We start from the raw sequence: 18,458 nt of genomic DNA, 5'->3' as shown, positions 1-18,458 counted from the left end.
CGCGCACCCGCGGCGGCGCCCCTCCCGCACCCGCGAGGAGGAAGGACCCCATGAGCACCACCGTCGCCGCGGTCCCCGTGGAGGCCGCAGCCCCGACCGTCCCGTCCGGGCCTGCCCGCCGACGGCGCGGCCGACTGCGCACCGCGCTGCTCGGGCTGCCCGTGCCGGTCCTGTTCCTGCTGTTCTGGCAGGTCGGCCGGTCCCAGGAGTGGGAGCTGCCCTTCGGCATCCGGATGGGTTTCCTCCCCTATCCCGCCGACGTCGCCGAAGGGCTGGCCAACTACGTCCTGGGCACCGGGGACAACGCCTTCAGCAACGGCCTGTGGGAGGACCTCCCGGCCAGCGCGTTGCGGGTCTTCTCCGGTTTCGCGCTGGCGACGGCGATCGCCGTCCCGCTCGGTGTGCTGATGGGCCGGTTCGCCACCACCCACGCGCTGTTCGACCCGATGATCAACCTGTTCCGGCCCATCCCCGCCACTGCCTGGGTGCCGCTGGTCGCGCTGCTGATCGGCTACGGCGACCAGGCATCGATCTTCCTGATCACCCTCTCCGCGTTCTTCCCGATCGTGCTGGGCACGATCAGCGGCGCCCGGCAGGTGCCCGAACGGCTGCTGGAGGCCGCCCGGATGCTCGGCACCTCAGGGGTGGGCACGCTGCTGCGGGTCGTGCTGCCCGCCGCGGCCCCGGCGATCGTCAACGGGATGCGGGTCGGCCTGGGGCTGGCGTGGGTGATCCTCGTGCTCAGCGAGACCACCGGCGTCCCCACCGGCCTGGGCTCCACCATCTTCTTGGCCCGCGACACCGTCCAGACCGACCAGATCGTCGTCGGGATGATCTGCATCGCCGTCGCCGGGTTCGTCTCCGACCGGCTGCTGACGCTGCTCTTCCGCGTCCTGTTCCGCGACCGCCCGCTGATCAAGTAGGAGCCGACGATGACCACCGAGCCCAGCACCACCGAGCACCTCGCGGCGGGCCGGATGGCCGACGTCCGCATCGCCGGGCTGAGCAAGGCCTACGACGGCGGCGTCGTCGCCATGGCCGACGTCGACCTGACCATCCCCTCCGGCGAGTTCGTCGCCGTCGTGGGCGCCAGCGGCTGCGGCAAGAGCACGCTGCTGCGCATCCTGGCCGGCTTCGAACGGCCCACCGCCGGGGTGGTGGAGGTCGGCGGGGAGCCGGTCACCGGGCCGGGCCCCGACCGCGGCGTCGTCTTCCAGGACTACGGCCTCTTCCCCTGGCTGTCGGTGCGGGAGAACGTCGCCTACGGCCCGTCCCGCAAGCGGCTGCCCAAGGCCGAGGTCACCGCCGTCACCGACCGGTTCATCGCCGCGGTCGGGCTCACCCGGTTCGCTGGGAAGTACCCCGCGCAGCTCTCCGGCGGCATGCAACAGCGGGTCGCCATCGCCCGGGTACTGGCCAACGACCCGTCGCTGCTGCTGATGGACGAGCCCTTCGGCGCGCTGGACGCGCTCACCCGCGCCGACCTGCAGGCCGAACTGCGACGGATCCACGTCGAGACCCGGACGACGGTCGTCTTCGTGACCCACTCGATCGAGGAGGCGGTCTACCTCGCCGACCGGGTCGTCGTCATGACCGGAGGCGCCTCGCACGGCGTGCCCGGCCACGTGCAGGCCGTCGTCCCGGTCGACCTGCCCGACCGGGAGGTCACCGCACCTGCCTTCAACGAGGTGAAGCGGCAGATCGCCGACCTGGTGCACACCGCGCCCGTCCCCGCCTGACGCGCAGAGCCTCCTGTGCCTCGGAGGGGGGCGGGGGCGTCAGACGCCGAGGTGGGCCAGCGCCTGGGTCAGCAGGGCGCTCTGGCCGTTGGCCAGCTCGGCGAGCACCGCGGGCTCGCGCACCTCGTCGGGGCTGAACCAGGTCAGCTCCAGGGCGTCCTGCTGCGGGGCGCAGTCACCCTCCACCGGCACCACGTAGGCCAGCGACACCGCGTGCTGCCGCGGGTCGTGGAACGGGGTGACGCCGGGGGTCGGGAAGTACTCGGCGATGGTGAACGGCTGCGGCGCGGCCGGTACCCGGGGCAGCGCCAGTGGGCCGAGGTCCTTCTCCAGGTGCCGCAGCAGCGCCGAGCGGACGCGCTCGTGGTAGAGCACCCGACCCGACACCAACGCCCGCTTCACCTGGCCGTCCTGGCCGATGCGCAGCAGCAGCCCGACCGAGGTGACGACGCCGTGGTCGTCGACCCGCACCGGCACCGCGTCGACGTAGAGGATCGGCAGCCGCTCCCGGGCGGCGTCCATCTCCTCCCGGGACAGCCAGCTGGAATCGGAGCTCGTCACCTCGGTCATGCCTGCCTGTCTATCCGACGCGACCGGACCCGGCACGCAGCGGGGCGGTGCCGTCACTCACGTCGGGGAGCAGAAATGGCCATGATGGCGCCCCTGCAGGGCGCCATCATGGCCATGTCGGCGGGCTGGGGTCAGCGGTCGCTGTCGTCGGCTCCGGCGAGGACGGCGTCGGCGGCCGGCCGGGGGCCGGGCACCTGCGCGGCCGGGTCCGTGCCGCGGGACGACGTGCCGTACAGCCCGGCCTCGTAGGAGCCGGTGAGCAGCGCCTCGAGCTCGCCGGTGTCCAGCGTCGGCTCGATCAGCTCGGGAGCAGCCGGCGCGCCGTCCCGGGCCGGGAAGATCGCCCGCAGGGTCCGCGGCAGCCGGCGCGCGCGCCGGCGGGCGGCCTTGCGCGCCGCCTCCTCGCGCTGGGCCGCCTCCCGCTCGAGGATCTCCCGCGCCATCCGGTCGGTCTCGGCGGCGACGACGAGGTCGGCGCGGGCCCGCTGCGCCCGCTGCCGGCCGTTCACGCGGATCTTCTCCGCCTCGACCTCCTCCTCGTCGCGCACCTCCAGCAGCCGGTCGTAGGCGCTGGGCGGGGAGAAGTTGAGCATCACCTTGACCAGCACCGGCAGCACCTCGATGCAGAGGAACAGCAGGAACAGCATGAGGTGCGCGGTGCCGATCATCGGCCGCTCCTCGCCGAGCCGGTCCATCGCCTCCAGCCGGGCCAGGATGCCGTCGCTCTCACCGTTCTCCGCGTCGAAGGCGGCCTGCTCGGCGTTGCGCGCATCGGTCAGCCGGGTGAGCTCCGCGGAGTCGGCGGCCAGGTCGGTCCGGGCCAGCGCGATCCCGCGGGCATCCGCGCTGGCGGCGTCCTGGGCGGCCGTCGTCCGGGTCTGCTGCAGCGCGGCGTCGGCGTCGTCCAGCTCGGCCTTGGCGCGGTCGCGCACGGTGGCCTGCTGGGCGGCGGCCGCCGCGGCGGAGAAGTAGGCGTCGCCGGTGCCGGGCCGGCCGGAGCCGCAGGTGCCGTCCAGCTCGCACTGCGCCTTGGCCTGCAGCTCGTCGTACCGGGCGACGGCGGCGTCGTACGCGGCGCGCTTGGCGTCCCGCTCGGCCTGCGCGGCGACGACGGTGGGGCCGGCGTTCGGGTCGGCGGTGCGCCCACCGGCGAGCACCGCCTGCGACTCGGCGATCCGCTCGGACAGCACCGGGATCTGCGCGTACCGCTGGTCGGCGTCCAGCCCGGCGCTGAACTCCTGTGCCGCCTCGGCCTGCATCGTCACGACCGTCGCGTCGATCTCCTTGCTGAACACCTGCAGCGTCAGCGGGGTGGAGATGACCGTCCCCAGCACCAGGGCGAGCGCCACGCGCGGCAGCGCCATCGCCACGTTCCGCTTCCAGGACGGGTCGTGGGACATGCCGGTGAGCAGCATCCGGTCCAGGTTGAGGATCACCAGCCCCCAGCCGAGGCCGATCGCCGCCGCGAGGGCCCACCAGGCGCCCAGGGTCATGTGGACGGCGAACGCCGCCGACAGCGCGGCCAGCGCGGCCGTGCTCACCAGCACGCCGCCGAGGGCGACCTGCCGGGCGCGGGCGCCGGGGGCGACACGCAGGACGTCGAGCCGGGCGCCGCCGAGCACGGCCAGCCGGTCGCCGAAACGGGTGCGGGTGCGCACTGGGTGGTTCCTTCCGCCGGGATCTCCTCCCCGCTATCGGTCGCCCACGACCGGTCCGGTACCGCCGCCCACGACGTCGGCGGGTGGTCTGCGCCGCTGCCCCGTCACATCCGGCTCATCCGGCGCACGCGTGCCGCGGCGGTCCCGCCCGGCCGGCAGGCCGCCGAGAACGTGCGCATGAGCACCATCGACCACGCACCGCAGCCGGACGCGCTCGACAGCTGGATCTCCGAGCTGTCCGGCGGCGCCCGCTCCATGCGTCGGCTGCGCCAGCGACTGGGCGCCGAGGGCAACCTGGTGGCCGACCCCTGCCCGTCCTGCCAGCGCCCGGCGACCGAGGACTTCTCGCACACCGGTCACTGGATCGCCGACCCGGCCGACTGAGCCACAGCCGGTAAGGCCCGGCCGCGGCTCATCAGCTCGTCGAACTGCCCGGGGCGTCAGCGGCGGGGCAGCCAGTGGCTCGCCCGTCGGGCGCAGCCCGTCCAGAGCGATGCCCAGCACCCGCCGCCACGTCAACGACGGTCACCTCGCGCCGCAAGGAAGCGCATCAGCGTGTTCACCTCCCCGAGCCGACGCCATCCGAAGCGGACATCACCATCCAATAGAGGCGTTGGGTACCTCTCGACTCCCTCGTCCTGGGCAACTCGGGCCAGCGGGGCTCAGTCACCCGCGGGGAGGCCCGAGTTCTTCATCATGGACGTCGCCGATCCAGCCGAGACGGTGGACCTCGTGCTCCGACTGTGGGGAAACCCGAAGGATCGGACTGACTGGAACGACTTGAGCAGCCTCATTGCCGATCTGCAGAACTGCCCACGAGTGCTGCAGGGAGTCGAGCAGATGAAGCGCGACCATCCGAACGGCTGTTGGCTGTTCACTCTCGTCTCCGTCACCAGGGAGTGCGGGCGCGAATCACGCAACCGCTATCTGCGCTCGTACGCAGGCATCGGGGCCGCCGCGAGAAGGCCGAAGTGGTGAGCGGGGACCACGACGCCATCAGCGCCCTGTGGCGACAGCTCGACCGTCCCCATGATCCGGCAGCGGCCACTGCGCGCATCGAGGCATTCAAAGACCGGTGTCTGGCTGAACCTTCCACCGAGGTCTACTGGGCTCGTCACCTCCGCGACACAGGCGATCTAGACCTGGTCCGGCTCGTAGCACTCGGCAAGATCCCGGACGGCTGGGCACGCGCCTTTGCAGATGCATCGACCGCTCACCACTGACCGCTGACCGCTGACCGACCAGGCGACGTCGGCGAAGGTCCCGGTCAGGCGGACGGCGACCAGCCCAGCGCCGGGCCGAGGTGCCGCGCCGTGTCGGTGAGGATCTGCACGTAGTCAGCCGGCTCGAAGCTGAACGGCAGCGCGAAGACCACCTCGGACACCTCGCGGAAGCCGGCGTGCGCGTACAGCTGCTCGGCGATCTGCTCCGACGTGCCGATCAGGTCGGGGGCGAACATCATCCGCGCCGGCCCCTGCGGCGTCGCCGTCCGCGGCAGTCGCGCCTCGACGTAGGCGGCGTACTTCTCCCGCTGCTCGGCCGTCGCCGAGTCGGTGGGGATGACCACCAGCCCCTGCGACACCCGGCCCGCCGGGTTCGCCGCGCGGAACGCCTGCACCTGCCTGGCCTGCTCGGTGGCGAAGTCCTCGCTGGACTCGGCCTTGACCACCGACGAGGTCAGGAAGTGCATCCCGTGCTCCCCCGCCCACTGGGCCGAGCGCAGCGACCCGCCGCCGTACCAGACCCGGGACGCCAGCCCGGGCGAGTGCGGCTGCACCCGGTCCGACCACTCCTCGACCACGCCCTCGCGGCCGGCGAACGTCGACGCCGGCTCCCCGGCCAGGAAGCGCACCAGCCGGGACACCCGCTCGTAGGAGAGGTCCTCGAGCTCCGCGGTGTCCGGGTACAGGGCGGCCTTCACGTCGTCCCAGTGCATCGGCGGGCCGACGCTGACGCCGGGGTTGATCCGGCCGCCGGAGAGCACGTCGACGGTGGCGAGGTCCTCGGCCAGCCGCAGCGGGTTCTCCCAGCCCAGCGGGGTCACCGCGGTGCCCAGCGCGATCCGGGAGGTGCGCTGGGTGGCCGCGGCCAGGACGGCGACCGGGGAGGAGATGCCGTACTGCAGGTGCCGGTGCCGCAGCCACGCGCTGTCGAAGCCCAGCTGCTCCCCCAGCTCGATGACCTGCAGCGTCGTCTCGTGGCCGGGACCGGGGTCGGCGCCGTCGAACAGGCCGATGGTCAGGAAGCCGAGCGAGCGCAGCGGGTCACCGGGAGCGGGCACGGCCCGATCCTCCCCTGCCATGTCACCGCCGGCCCACCCTGGTGCGGGCGGGCCGGCGGGAGTCCGGTCAGACGGCAGCTCCGGTCAGACGGCAGCTCCGGTCAGACGGCAGCTCCGGTCAGACGGCCAGGCCGCTGCAGGCCGACGAGCAGTTGACCTGCCAGATCCGCGGTGCCAGCGACGCCAGCAGCGGGGACCGGACCAGCCGCAGGCCGTGCGGGCCCGCCACCTCGGTCGGTCGGGCGACGCCCGGCGCCTGCCCCGCCGTCGTGGTCGGCGTGGCGCCGGTCGACGTCGGCGTCGCGCCACCGGAACCACCGGAGCCACCGGCCACGGCGGTCAGGCCGTCGGTCAGCGTCGCCGACTGGGTGCTGGTGCCGTTGAAGACGGTGACGTCATAGGTGCCCACGGCCAGCGCCGGTGCCCGGAACACGAGGCGGGTCGCCGACACGCTGGTGACCGTCGCCGGGCGGCTGCCGCCGACCAGCACCTGGGCGTCCAGCGGGATGGCCGTGCCGGTGATGGTCACCGCCGTGCCGCCGTCGGTGCCCACCTGCGAGGGGCTGATGGAGGTCAGCCCGAACGCCCCGGTCGGCGGGTAGGTGATGCCACCACCCGGCGCCGTCGGCGACGGCGAGGACGTCGGCGTGCTGCCCGGCGCCGGCGCGGTGGAGCTGCGCGTGGGCGACGCGGTGCCGGTCGGGGTGGAGGAGGCCGACGACGAGCCGGTCGGCGTTGCGCCGCCCGAGCCACCGCCGGCGGTCGGGGTGGCGGTCGCCGACGCGGTGGGCGACGAGGTCACCCGCGGGGTCGTCGGGGCCGGCGCGGTGCCCGTCGGCCCGCCGGCCGTCGGGGTCGCGGCGGACGACGTCGGCGCGGTGCCACCGGACCCGCCCGGGCCGGACGACGTCGGGGCGGCCGTCGTCCCGGGGGACGGCGCGACCGTGCTCCCCGAGGTCGGGGACGCCGTCGGCGCCGTCGACCCACCGGAGGGAGCCCGGGACGTCGGTGCGGCCGAGGTCGGCGCGGCCGACGTCGGGGCGGCCGAGGTGGGGGTGGCGGCCGCGGTGGCGACCAGCAGCGGCGCTGCATACCGGCGCCCAACCGGGACGCCGTCCACGGAGAGCTGTGCGGTCAGCACGTAGCGCCCGGCACCGAGTTCGGTCGACGGGCTGAGCACCTGCGGGCCGGCGCTGGTGCGGGTGCCCAGCGGGAACGTCACCTCGCCGGCGTCGTTGGTGACGGTCGCGACGTTGCCGAGGGCGACCTGGTGCCCGGCCACCGCCATGACCTCACCCTGGTGCTCCATGCCCAGCCCGAACCGCACGCTGTAGGAGCCCTCTGGCGTCGAGCCGTCCACGAAGACCTGCGGGGTGACCGTGCCCGGCTCGGCCCGCATGCCGGTGAAGGAGTAGCGGACGTCCTCTGCGCTGGCGCCCAACTCGGCCAGCGACAACCGGCCGCCGGTCACCGACCGCCCGGCGTAGGCCGAGGACAGCGCCACGTCGTCGAGCACCGCGGCCTTGAGCTGGGTCGCCGTGGCACTGGGCGTCCTCGCCTTGTACAGGGCGATCGCGGCGGCCACGTGCGGCGCGGCGATCGACGTCCCGGACGACACCCGGTAGCTCCCGTCGTTCCAGACGACGGCGACCTTGTTGCCGGGGGCAAAGAGGTCGACCGAGCTGGCGCCGTGGGCCGAGGACTCGCTGACCGTGTCGGCGGCCGTGTGGGAGCCCACCGTGATGATGTTGCTGTCGGGCAGGCTCGCCGGGTAGAAGAGGTCGACGTCCCGGTTGAGGGCGTCGTTCCCGGCCGCGGCCACCACGAGCACGTCGTGGGCGGCGGCGTAGGCGACCGCCGACTTCAGGTTCGTCAGGGCCGTCCCGGTGAACGCCCCACCCCAGCTCGCGTTGATCACGTGGGCACCGTGGTCCACGGCGTAGCGGATGGCCTGGGCAGCCAGGTTTACGTCGACGGAGCCCCCGGTCCCGATCACGAGCGGCATGACCTGGATGTCGGGAGCCACCCCGATCGTGCCGACGCCGTTGCCGGCGCGGGCAGCCACGACCCCGGAGACGCTGGTGCCATGGCTTCCGCCCGGCCCGTTGTCGACGTCCGCGGAGTTCGTCTCGAAGTTCCAGCCGTGACAGTCACCGATCTTGCCGTTGCCGTCGTGGTCGACCGACCCGCACGGCTCGTCGGGGTTGGTCCACAGCGCGCCGGCGAGGTCCGGGTGATCGGAGTCGTAGCCGGTGTCGGTGACGGCGACCACCATCCCGCGGCCGGTGCCGGCCGCCCACCCGATGGGTGCGTCGATGTCGATACCGGGGACCGCCGTCTGCTGGTATGCGTTCGCGCCGGTGTTGTCGAGGTTCCAGCCGTACAGGTCGTAGTACGGGTCCGCTGAGCTCAGCACCGGGACGCTCGGGGAGAGCTCGACGCTCGCGATCCCGGGCACGGCGGCCAGGACCTCCGGCGCGAGCCCCTCCGTGGCGACGAAACCCGAACCGTCGTGGAAGGACTGCACGTTCACGACCCCCTCGACCGCAGCCACGGCGTCGAGGGTCACCTGGCTGACCGGCCCGTCCTCACCGGTCAGCACGAACCGGGTGAGGCCGTCCCCGGGTCCCCAGCCGTCGGCCTCCGTCAGAGCCGGGGCAGCCAGCGCCAGGTGGTCGATCGCCGCGGCCCCGCCGAACCCCAGCACCGCGGCCGCGGCGGCGGCGAGCAGCCGCTGCCCGGTCCGGCGGCGCGGGGGCGCGTCGGGCCGGCGCACGGCAGGCTCGTCGGGTCGCTGGTGGTCCATTCGGGTGTCTCCTGGTCGCCGAGGGCACAGGTCCCGGGCAAGGACTGCCTGGTAGATGTCGACCGGCGCACAGGCGTGCTTGATGACCCGGATGGGTGAGAGCGCCTACGACTCGAGGATGACCCGGGCGGCGTGTCCCCCCGACCTTGGGCTGATCTTGGCCGCCGGACCCCGAAATCGCTGTCCGGCCGGGGCTCGGCCGCCCTACCGTGCTGGCGTCCGAACCACTGCCGAGCCGGAGAAGGTGCGCCATGACCGCTGCGGTCCTCCCCCGCCCTGCGGCCGCTCCGACCCCCGACCCCGACCGGCTGCCGAGCACGGCCGCCGTCGCCTACCAGCGGGTGCTGCACGGGCTCGCCCGCCGCGAGCTCCGGCTGCTCGCCGAGCTGACCTCCTGGGCGCCGGCCGACGACACCGCCCGCGCCGGCGAGCTGGCCGCCCACGCCGACCTGGTCGCCCGGGTCGTCGTCCAGCACCACACCACCGAGCGCGACCTGCTCTGGCCGCTGCTGCTCACCGGGCTCCCCGACGGCGTGCGCGAGGACGCCCGGGGTGAGGTGCAGGCCTGGACGACCCGGGCCACGCTGATCGACCAGCTGCTCCGGGACCTGACCACCGCCGGCCGCCAGTGGGCGGTCTCGGGTGGCGAGCGGGCCCAGGAGGTCTTCGCCGGGGCGTGCGCCCGGCTGGCGGCCGCCGTCGGCGTGCACACCGCCGCCGAGGAGCGCGCGCTGCTGCCGCTGGTCGCCACCCACCTCACCTCGGCGGACTGGGCGGCGATCAGCCGTGCCGCGGACAACCCGCTCTCCGGCCGGGAGCAGATGCTCGTGCTCGGCCTGGCCCTCGAGGACGCCTGCGCCGGCGACCGGGCCCGGCTGATGGTGGGGCTGCCCCGCGCGGCGCGGACCGCGTGGCGGCTGTTCGGCCGGCGCGACTTCCGCGCCGCGATGGTCCGGCTGCGCGGCGCCCCGCCCGCCGCCTGACCGCCCCGGGAGTCAGCCGGTGGGGGCGGCGCCGAGCAGGTTCCGGGTCATCGCGTTGCGGGTGTCCAGCAGCTCGTCCAGCGCCGCGGCCAGGTCGTCGGCGGACACCGCGATCGCCCCCTGCCCCGTCCGGTCGGCGGCGAACAGCGCGGCCCGGCGGATCAGCTCCTTGAGGAACGACGCGGTCACCCCCTCCGTGCGCGCCAGGACGTCGTCCAACCCGCTGGTGTCCACCGCCAGCCCGCCGCGGTAGAGGTCGAACAGCGCCCGCCGGGCGGCCCGGTCGGGCAGCGTCAGCTCCACCGCCTGGTCGACCCGGCCGGGGCGGGCGGCCAGCGCCGGCTCCAGCAGGTCGGCCCGGTTGGTGGTGAGGAGGAGGAAGACGACGTCGGCGTCCTCGGCCAGCCCGTCCATCTCGTTGAGCAGCTGGAACAGCAGCGGGTGCTGACCGGGGTGCATCCCCCGGTCCTCGGCGATGAGGTCGACGTCCTCGACGACCACCATCGCCGGCTGCAGCGCCCGCGCCACCGAGCAGGCCTCGGCGATCAGGTGCAGCGCGTTGCCGGTGAGCTGGACGACGGTGGTCTCGATCAGCCGCCCGACCAGGTACCGCACGGTGTGGGTCTTCCCCACCCCGGGCGGCCCGTAGAGCAGCAGCCCGCGCTTGAGGTGCTGGCCCGCGGCGAGCAGCCGGGCCTTGTGCCGGGCGACGTCGACCACCTGCCGGTCGATCACCGCCATCACCGCCGGGTCGAGCACCAGCTGGTCGGCGGCCAGCCGGGGCCGGGGGTGGAGCTGCAGCAGCGTCTGCCCGTGCCCGAAGACCTCCATGCCGAAGGAGAGGACCTGCCGACGGAACACGTTGTGCTCGTCGGCGGCCGCGCGGATGCCCTGCAGCGCGGCGGTGGCCGCCGCCGGGTCGGCGCCCAGCGCCTGCACCGACACCTGGGCCAGCCCGCTCTCCGGCTCGGCGCCGCGGACCAGCAGGGCGGTGCGGGTCTCGCCCTCGCTGACCAGGACGACGGCGCAGCGCAGGCACGGGCGGGTGGCGCCGCCCGGCCCGGCCGGCAGGTTGACCGTGGCGGCGGTACCCGGCCGCGGCCCGTGCGGGCCGAGGTCGGTGTGCACGAGCAGCTCGGCCAGCCCGAAGTGGTGGTGCCGGAAGCCGAGCACGCCGACCACCTCGCTGGTCCGGCCCTCCTGCGCCAGCCAGGCGTCCAGCCCGGCCTGCACGTTGACGTGCTGGTACCCGGGCCAGGTCTCCTCGGCGACCTCGCCGCCGTCCCTCGTGCCGAGGAACCCGGTCAGCAGCGAGCCGAAGGTGACCTGGTCGTCCACGCGGGCCGCCTTGGTCACCGCCCGCACGCCGCGGCGGGCCAGCTTGCCCAGGTCGGCGAGCTCCAGCGGGCGCCCGTCGGTCGCTGCGGGCACGACCTGGTCGCTCATGGGTGTGTAGCTGGCCCATCCACGCTGCACTGCGTCACCTCCGGCTCGGTGGCGCGGAGCCTGCCAGCACCCGCTCCGGCGCGACACCCCTTTCCGGACGGCGCCGTCCATAGCAGATGGCGGCCCGCCGCGGGCGCCGCCGGCCGGTCGGCTGTGGAGGGACGGCCACCCTGTGGACGGCGGACGTGTGGCCACCCCGGCGGGTGACGGTGGACGCATGCCGGCCACTCCCCTCACCCAGCACCCCGTCCGCTCGACCGCCGACCTGACCCGGCGCTGGGCCGCGCTGCTGGAACCGCCGGTCTTCCCGGCCCGGAGCCTGTGGCTGGCCTGGCTCGACGGCCACGGGTTGATGCTGCCGCTGCTCGTCCCGGTAGAGGTGCTGCCGGAGCGACCCGAGCACCTGGTGCTCAGCCACCTGCTGGCCCTGCACGAGACGGTCACCGACCAGGCGGCCGACGACCCCACCCACCTCGCAATGGCGCTGTGTCGCCCGGGTGCGGGGACGGCGACCGAGGCGGACGCGGAGTGGGCCGACGCGCTGGACGAGGAGCTCGCCGACTGCGTGGACGCCACCTGGAGCCTGCACGTCGCCGCCGCCGGCACCGTGTGGCCGCTGCTCGAGCCGCCGCCCTGGGCGTGGCGCTGACGAGCCGCCCCGGTGTGTGGTCCGCAACCGGACCGGGCACTGCGAGCGAGCCACCCACCACCCGAGGAGACGCGTGCCCGACCAGTTCACGTTCACCGACCCGACCACGATGTACCGCACCGACGGCTTCCCCGAGCAGAGCCAGGACGCCCCCGGCCTCGCCCAGGACCTGGCGCCCACCGCCGACCACGGCGAGACCAGCTACCGGGGCACCGGGCGGCTCACCGGCCGCAAGGCGCTGGTCACCGGCGCCGACTCCGGCATCGGCCGGGCAGCGGCGATCGCCTTCGCCCGCGAGGGCGCCGACGTCGTCCTGAACTACCTGCCCAGCGAGCAGGCCGACGCCGAGCAGGTCGCCGCGCTCATCGAGGAGGCGGGCCGGAAGGCGGTGCTCGCCCCGTCGGACGTCTCCGAGGAGACCGCCGCCCGGCAGCTGGTGCACACCGCGCTGGAGGCCCTCGGCGGGCTGGACATCGTGGCCAACATCGCCGGCAAGCAGACCTTCGTCGACGACCTCGCCGACGTCACCAGCGAGCAGTTCGACCAGACCTTCAAGACCAACGTCTACGCGCTGTTCTGGATCGTGCAGGAGGCGCTCCCGCACCTGCCGGCCGGCGCCACGATCATCAACACCAGCTCGATCCAGGCCTACCAGCCCTCCCCCGGGCTGGTCGACTACGCCACCACCAAGGCCGCCATCAACACGATGAGCAAGGCGCTGGCCCAGCAGCTCGCGCCGAAGGGGATCCGGGTCAACGTGGTGGCCCCCGGCCCGTTCTGGACGCCGCTGCAGGCCTCGGGCGGTCAGCCGACCGAGGCGCTGCCGGAGTTCGGCCAGGAGACCCCGCTGGGCCGCGCCGGCCAGCCGGCCGAGCTCGGCCCGGCCTACGTGTTCCTCGCCTCCCCGGAGTCCAGCTACACGACCGGGGCGACCCTCCACGTCAACGGTGGGATGCCGACACCGTGACGTCCGCGGACCCCGCACGGCGCCGTCCCGCCCTCCACTGGGGTGCGGACGGCGCCGGGTCCGGCCCGGTGGACGAGCGGGACGCCGCCGGCTACGCCGACCTGCGCTCCTACGCCGCCGTCGGCGACGGGCGCACCATCGCGCTGATCGCCCGCGACGGCCGGGTCGACTGGCTGCCGCTGCCGGCGATGGACGCCGCACCGGTCTTCGGTGCGCTGCTCGACGCCGAGAACGGCGGGTGCATCCAGCTGTGCCCGGTCGAGGAGTTCACCGTCAGCCGTGAGTACGTCCCCTCCACCAACGTGCTCACCACCACCTTCACCACCGCCTCGGGCTCGGTGCGGGTCACCGACGCGATGAACACCGGGGTGGCCGGCCGGCTGCCGTGGGCGGAGTTCGCCCGACGGGTCGAGGGGCTGACCGGCTCGGTGCGGATGCGCGCCGCCGTGGTGCCGGGCACCTGCATGAACGCGGCCGCGCCGTGGGTCTCCGCGACGGCGAACGGTCCGGTGCTGCGGGTGGCGGGGCTGACCCTCGCCGTGCGCACCCTGGCGCCCGACGAGGTCGACGTCGGTGACCGGCGGATCGCGGTCGGCTACACGACCACCCCCGGCTCGCGGCACCTGCTCGCCGTCGTCGCCACCGAGGACGAGCCGCTGTTCCTGCCCCCGGCGGAGCTGATCGACGAGGGCATCGACCGCACCGTGGCGAACTGGGCCACCTGGTGCCGCACCTTCGACTGGGACGGCCCGTGGAAGACCGCCGTGCAGCGAAGCGCGCTGATGCTCAAGCTGCTGATCCACGCCCCCAGCGGGGCGATGGTCGCCGCGGCCACCACCTCGGTGCCGGAGTCGCTGGCCGGCGGGAAGAACTGGGACTACCGGTACGCGTGGGTGCGCGACTCGGCGTACGCGCTGACCGCGCTGTTCCGCTTCGGCCTGCGCGAGGAGCCCCACGGCGCGATCAGCTGGCTGCTGTCGACCATCCGCCGGCACGGCCCGGAGCCGGCGGTCTGCTACTCCCTGGCCGGCGAGCCGATCCGCCCGGCTGCCGTCCGCGACGTCCCCGGCTGGCGCGGCATCGGGCCGGTGGTCAGCGGCAACACCGCCATCGAGCAGCTCCAGCTGGGGCCCTACGGCGACCTGTTCGCGATCGTCTCCCTCTACGTGGCGAACGGGAACGTGCTCGACGCCGAGACCGGCCGGCTGCTGGCCGGCATCGCCGACCTGGCCTGCGACCGCTGGCAGAGCCGCGACTCGGGCATGTGGGAGCTGCCCGAGGCCCGGCACTACACGACCTCCAAGCTCGGCGCCTGGGTCGCGCTGAGCCGGGCGGTGGAGCTGGCCGAGTCCGGGCACATCCCCGGCGACCCCGCCCGCTGGCGCAGCGAGGCCGGGCGGATCCGGCGGTGGGTCGACGAGCACGCCTGGTCGGAGGAGCGGGGTGCCTACGTCTGGTACCCGGGCACCGAGCAGCTGGACGCCTCGATCGTGCTGCACGCCATCAGCGGGTTCGACCGCGGCGAGCGGATGAGCCGCACGCTGGACGCGCTGCGCGAGGAGCTCGGCGACGGCCCCCACCTGTACCGCCACAGCGGGGCCGACGCGGACGAGGGCACCTGCCTCGCCTGCTCGTTCTGGATGGTCTCCGCGCTGGCGCTGTGCGGGCGGGTGGAGGAGGCGGTGACGCTCATGGATGAGCTGATGGGCGCCGCCAACGACGTCGGCCTGCTCACCGAGATGCTCGACCCGCGCACCGGCGACCTGCTGGGCAACCTCCCGCAGGCGCTGTCCCACCTGGCCCTGGTCAACGCCGCCATCACCGTCTCCGAGCACCGCGGGTCCGGCGGCTGAGCGCACGCCGGTCCTGCCCCCGCGCCCCCGGGGTGGCAGGGTCGTCGGTCGGGGCGTCCACCGGGCGTCCACCGGGCGTCCACCGGGTGCCACGAGGGATGACGACGGGAGGGCCAGGGTGGAACCGACGGGCCGGCTGATCGACGGCCGCTACCAGCTGACCTCCCTGATCGCGACCGGCGGGATGGGCCAGGTCTGGCAGGCGCGGGACACCGTGCTGAACCGGGACGTCGCGGTGAAGCTGCTGCGCAGCGAGTTCACCGGCGACCCCACGTTCCTCGCCCGGTTCCGCAGCGAGGCCCAGCTGTCGGCCGGGCTGCTGCACCCGAACATCGCCACGCTCTTCGACTACGGCGAGGTCACCCCCCAGCACCCCGGCGAGGAGCACCTGGCCTACCTGGTCATGGAGCTGGTCCGCGGCGAGTCGCTGTCCCAGCTGCTGCACAGCCGGGGCCGGCTCGACCCCGATCGCACCCTGGACGTGCTGCGGCAGTGCGCCGCCGGGCTGGCCGCCGCGCACGCGGCGGGTGTGGTGCACCGCGACGTGAAGCCCGGGAACGTGCTGCTCGGTGCCGACGGCACGGTCAAGCTCACCGACTTCGGGGTGGCCCTCTCGGCGGCCAGCGTGTCGCTCACCCAGACCGGCCAGGTCATCGGCACGGCGCACTACCTCTCCCCCGAGCAGGCGCAGGGCTCGCGGGCCACCCCGGCCAGCGACGTCTACGCCCTGGGCCTGGTCGGCTACGAGTGCCTCGCCGGGCACCGGCCGTTCGACGCGGAGAGCTCGGTGCAGGTCGCGCTGATGCAAATCCGGGACACCCCGGCGCCGCTGCCGGCCGACGTCCCCGAGCCGGTCCGCGCGCTCATCGCGGCCGCGATCGCCAAGGACCCGGCGCAGCGCATCACCGACGGCGCCGCCTTCCGGGACGCCGTCGACGACGTCCGCGCCGGCCGGCCGCTGTCCGGACCGGCCGCCGACCGCACCACCGTGCTGCCCACCGCCACCGCCGACGAGACGGCGGTCCTGCCACCGGCCGGCCCGGAGCCGACGACCCGCTCGACGCCGGCCACCCGGGTGTTCGCCGCCCCGGTGCCCCCTGCCGGGTCCGGTGCCGGCGCCCGCCCGGCCGGGGCCACCGCCGGTGCCCGCCCCGACGGTCCGGGCCGCGGCACGCGCCCGGCGGCAGCCCCCGGACCGCGGCGGCGCAGGCAGCTGGCCGCCGCCGCCGTGGCGCTGCTGGCCGTGGCCGCGCTCGTCTTCGGCGTCGTGCAGTTCGCCGACCGCGCCGCGACCGGCGACGCCGAGCCCTCTCCCTCGCCGACCACCGGGGCCGACACCTCCGCACCGGAGGCGACCGGGGCGCAGACGCCGGAGACCGTCACCGTCGCCGCCGCCGACCTCGTCGGCCGGCCGGTCGACGACGTGCAGGCGGAGCTGAACGAACGGGGCCTGGCGGTGGAGCTGGTCCCCCGCCGGACCAGCGACGTCGGCCCCGGCCAGGTCGTCTCGGTGTCCCCGACCGGCGAGCTGCGCGCCGGCAGCACGGTGACCGTCGCGTACGCCACCGCGCCGCCGGCGGCCTCCACGCCGCCCAGCAGGCCGACCACCCCGACCACCACCCCGACCACCACCCCGACCGCGACGCCGTCGACCGGCGGCGACGAGGACGAGGACGACGAGGACGAGCCCGACGAGGACGAACCCGACGAGGACGAGCCCGGGAACGGCGGCGGGAACGGCGGTGGGAACGGCGGGAACGGCGGCGGGAACGGCGGCGGCTGACCACGGCACCACCTCGGTCAGCCCCGGTCGGCGCCGTGCCGGGTCGCCCACGGTCCCGGTTCCGGGAACTCCCGTGCCGGCTGCGACTCCCGCCCCAGCCGTCACACACCGACGCCGCGCAGCGGGGACCATCGGCCGGTGCTCCCTGACCGTCAGCTGCTCGGGCAGCGCTACGACCTGCTGACGCCGATCGCCTCGGGGGGCATGGGCCAGGTGTGGCAGGCCCGCGACACCGTGCTCGGCCGCGACGTCGCGGTGAAGGTGCTGCGCAGCGAGTACACCGCCAACGCCACGTTCCTCGCCCGTTTCCGCGCTGAGGCCCAGCACTCGGCCGGCCTGGTGCACCCGCACATCGCCACGCTCTTCGACTACGGGGAGGTGCTGCCCGCGGCCTCACCCCGCGGCGAGCACCTCGCCTACCTGGTGATGGAGCTGGTCCGCGGCGAGTCGCTGTCGACGCTGCTGCGCCGGGAGCGGCGGCTGTCACCGGAACGCACCCTCGCCGTGCTCCGGCAGTGCGCCGCCGGGCTGGCCGCCGCCCACGCCGCCGGGGTCGTCCACCGCGACGTCAAACCGGGCAACGTCCTGCTCGGCGACGACGGTGCGGTCAAGCTCACCGACTTCGGGGTCGCCGTCTCCGCGAGCAGCGTGCCGCTGACCGTCACCGGCGAGGTCGTCGGCACCGCCCACTACCTCTCGCCCGAGCAGGCCGCCGGGGAGCGCGCCACCCCGGCCAGCGACGTGTACGCCCTCGGCCTGGTGGGCTACGAGTGCCTGGCCGGCCACCGCGGCTACGACGGCGGTGACGCGGTGGAGGTCGCGCTCCGGCGGATCCGGGAGGTCCCGCCGCCGCTGCCCGACGCGGTCCCGGTGGCGGTGCGCCGGCTGATCGACCGGGCCATCGCGAAGGACCCCGCCGAGCGGTTCAGCGATGGCGCCGCCCTCCGCGCCGCCGTCGACGACGTCCTCGCGGCCCGGCCCGCCGACGGTCCGACCGACGGGCCGCGGACGCTGGTGATGCCCGCCGTGCGCATGGCCGCGCCGCCGCCTCCGCCGCCCCACCCCCGGGCCGACGAGGACGATCCGGAGCCGGCGCGCCACCGGCGCTGGCCGTTCCTCGTCGCCGCACTGCTCACCTTCCTGGTCGTGGCCGGCGGCACCTCCGGCCTGCTGCAGCTCGCCGCCGACCGCGCGGACCCGACGGCCGCCGCACCGACGCGCACCGCCCCGACGCCCACCGCCCCCGCGGTGCGGCTGGTGTCGCTGTCGACGGCCGACTACGTGGGGCGGCCGGTGACCGAGGTGCACGCCGAGCTGGCCGAGCGCGGGATGGCCGTGACGTTGCGGCCGCTGCAGACCGGCGACGTCCCGGACGGCCAGGTGATCGCTCTCCACCCGGTCGGCCAGGTGCTCCCGGGCGCCGTCGTGGACCTCACGCACGCGGTCGCCCCACCACCTGCCGCACCGCCACCTCCCGCACCGACACCTCCCGCGCCGGCGCCCACCCCGCTCCCCGCCCCGGCGGAGAACGCCGTCGAGCCGCAGGACGACCACGGCTGGGATCACGGCAGGGACGGGGGCCGGTACGACGGCCGGGACGGTGACCGGTACGACGGCCGGGACGGTGACCCGGACGGCGACCGGCAGGACCGGCGGGACCGCCGACGCGATCGCGGCGACCGGGACGGCTGACCACCCACCGGCCCCGGTGCCGGTTCGACGG

15 protein-coding genes are annotated in these 18,458 nt (G+C 74.9%); 10 read left to right on the top strand and 5 right to left on the bottom strand.

Going from position 1 to position 18,458, the window contains the following annotated elements; genetic code table 11:
- Positions 1 to 50: 50 nt before the first annotated feature.
- Entirely contained in the window at positions 51 to 923 is an 873-nt protein-coding gene (locus ACI79A_RS08110) for an ABC transporter permease (protein WP_457081820.1), read from the top strand.
- A gap of 9 nt (positions 924 to 932) precedes the next feature.
- Positions 933 to 1,739, top strand: a complete 807-nt coding sequence (locus ACI79A_RS08105; protein WP_457081818.1) for an ABC transporter ATP-binding protein — start codon at positions 933 to 935, stop codon at positions 1,737 to 1,739.
- A 39-nt stretch (positions 1,740 to 1,778) separates the two neighbouring features.
- Here ACI79A_RS08105 and ACI79A_RS08100 read toward each other — a convergent pair whose 3' ends face one another.
- Together ACI79A_RS08100 and ACI79A_RS08095 are read right to left on the bottom strand one after the other, a co-directional pair.
- On the bottom strand, positions 1,779 to 2,309 hold the full coding sequence (locus ACI79A_RS08100) for an NUDIX hydrolase family protein (RefSeq protein WP_457081816.1): 531 nt from the start codon (positions 2,307 to 2,309) through the stop codon (positions 1,779 to 1,781).
- A 131-nt stretch (positions 2,310 to 2,440) separates the two neighbouring features.
- Complete coding sequence (locus tag ACI79A_RS08095) at positions 2,441 to 3,967, bottom strand: DUF4407 domain-containing protein (RefSeq protein WP_457081814.1); 1,527 nt, start codon at positions 3,965 to 3,967, stop codon at positions 2,441 to 2,443.
- Positions 3,968 to 4,144: 177 nt separating this feature from the next.
- Between ACI79A_RS08095 and ACI79A_RS08090 the strand changes: the two genes are divergently transcribed.
- Both ACI79A_RS08090 and ACI79A_RS08085 read left to right on the top strand, forming a co-directional pair.
- Entirely contained in the window at positions 4,145 to 4,351 is a 207-nt protein-coding gene (locus tag ACI79A_RS08090) for a hypothetical protein (RefSeq protein WP_457081812.1), read from the top strand.
- Positions 4,352 to 4,663: 312 nt separating this feature from the next.
- Complete coding sequence (locus ACI79A_RS08085; protein WP_457081810.1) at positions 4,664 to 4,945, top strand: hypothetical protein; 282 nt, start codon at positions 4,664 to 4,666, stop codon at positions 4,943 to 4,945.
- A 289-nt stretch (positions 4,946 to 5,234) separates the two neighbouring features.
- On the opposite strand, the gene ACI79A_RS08080 is transcribed toward ACI79A_RS08085, so the two are convergent.
- Entirely contained in the window at positions 5,235 to 6,248 is a 1,014-nt protein-coding gene (locus ACI79A_RS08080) for an LLM class flavin-dependent oxidoreductase (RefSeq protein ID WP_457081808.1), read from the bottom strand.
- A 118-nt stretch (positions 6,249 to 6,366) separates the two neighbouring features.
- Positions 6,367 to 9,054: a S8 family serine peptidase gene (locus ACI79A_RS08075; protein WP_457081806.1), complete on the bottom strand. Its 2,688-nt coding sequence runs from the start codon at positions 9,052 to 9,054 to the stop codon at positions 6,367 to 6,369.
- Between the two features lie 251 nt (positions 9,055 to 9,305).
- Between ACI79A_RS08075 and ACI79A_RS08070 the strand changes: the two genes are divergently transcribed.
- Positions 9,306 to 10,037: a hemerythrin domain-containing protein gene (locus ACI79A_RS08070; protein WP_457081804.1), complete on the top strand. Its 732-nt coding sequence runs from the start codon at positions 9,306 to 9,308 to the stop codon at positions 10,035 to 10,037.
- Positions 10,038 to 10,049: 12 nt separating this feature from the next.
- Here the strand turns inward: ACI79A_RS08070 and ACI79A_RS08065 are convergent, their stop codons facing one another.
- Positions 10,050 to 11,483 carry an AAA family ATPase gene (locus ACI79A_RS08065; RefSeq protein ID WP_457081802.1) on the bottom strand — a complete coding sequence of 478 codons (1,434 nt, stop codon included), beginning with the start codon at positions 11,481 to 11,483 and terminating at the stop codon, positions 10,050 to 10,052.
- A gap of 217 nt (positions 11,484 to 11,700) precedes the next feature.
- On the opposite strand from ACI79A_RS08065, the gene ACI79A_RS08060 reads away from it, so the two are divergent.
- From ACI79A_RS08060 to ACI79A_RS08040, 5 genes are all read left to right on the top strand, one after another.
- A complete protein-coding gene (locus ACI79A_RS08060; RefSeq protein WP_457081800.1) occupies positions 11,701 to 12,132 on the top strand; it encodes a hypothetical protein in 432 nt (143 codons plus the stop codon).
- Between the two features lie 73 nt (positions 12,133 to 12,205).
- The gene (locus ACI79A_RS08055) at positions 12,206 to 13,099 is read left to right on the top strand and encodes a glucose 1-dehydrogenase (protein ID WP_457081798.1); all 894 of its coding nucleotides are present in this window, start codon (positions 12,206 to 12,208) and stop codon (positions 13,097 to 13,099) included.
- A 68-nt stretch (positions 13,100 to 13,167) separates the two neighbouring features.
- Positions 13,168 to 14,952, top strand: a complete 1,785-nt coding sequence (locus ACI79A_RS08050; protein WP_457081796.1) for a glycoside hydrolase family 15 protein — start codon at positions 13,168 to 13,170, stop codon at positions 14,950 to 14,952.
- Between the two features lie 118 nt (positions 14,953 to 15,070).
- Positions 15,071 to 16,735: a protein kinase domain-containing protein gene (locus tag ACI79A_RS08045; RefSeq protein WP_457081794.1), complete on the top strand. Its 1,665-nt coding sequence runs from the start codon at positions 15,071 to 15,073 to the stop codon at positions 16,733 to 16,735.
- A 138-nt stretch (positions 16,736 to 16,873) separates the two neighbouring features.
- Positions 16,874 to 18,427, top strand: a complete 1,554-nt coding sequence (locus ACI79A_RS08040) for a protein kinase domain-containing protein (RefSeq protein WP_457081792.1) — start codon at positions 16,874 to 16,876, stop codon at positions 18,425 to 18,427.
- Positions 18,428 to 18,458: the final 31 nt, after the last annotated feature.

It is taken from the genome of Modestobacter sp. SYSU DS0657 (assembly GCF_054050925.1).
Note: the sequence above shows the minus strand (reverse complement) of the source record. Positions and strands in the feature narration are given on the sequence as shown.

Coding starts and splice junctions, on each gene's coding strand:
- ACI79A_RS08075 (WP_457081806.1), bottom strand. CDS start 9,054: ATGGACCACCAGCGACCCGACGAGCCTGCCGTGCGCCGGCCCGACGCG.
- ACI79A_RS08060 (WP_457081800.1), top strand. CDS start 11,701: ATGCCGGCCACTCCCCTCACCCAGCACCCCGTCCGCTCGACCGCCGAC.
- ACI79A_RS08070 (WP_457081804.1), top strand. CDS start 9,306: ATGACCGCTGCGGTCCTCCCCCGCCCTGCGGCCGCTCCGACCCCCGAC.
- ACI79A_RS08065 (WP_457081802.1), bottom strand. CDS start 11,483: ATGAGCGACCAGGTCGTGCCCGCAGCGACCGACGGGCGCCCGCTGGAG.
- ACI79A_RS08105 (WP_457081818.1), top strand. CDS start 933: ATGACCACCGAGCCCAGCACCACCGAGCACCTCGCGGCGGGCCGGATG.
- ACI79A_RS08085 (WP_457081810.1), top strand. CDS start 4,664: ATGGACGTCGCCGATCCAGCCGAGACGGTGGACCTCGTGCTCCGACTG.
- ACI79A_RS08100 (WP_457081816.1), bottom strand. CDS start 2,309: ATGACCGAGGTGACGAGCTCCGATTCCAGCTGGCTGTCCCGGGAGGAG.
- ACI79A_RS08110 (WP_457081820.1), top strand. CDS start 51: ATGAGCACCACCGTCGCCGCGGTCCCCGTGGAGGCCGCAGCCCCGACC.
- ACI79A_RS08090 (WP_457081812.1), top strand. CDS start 4,145: ATGAGCACCATCGACCACGCACCGCAGCCGGACGCGCTCGACAGCTGG.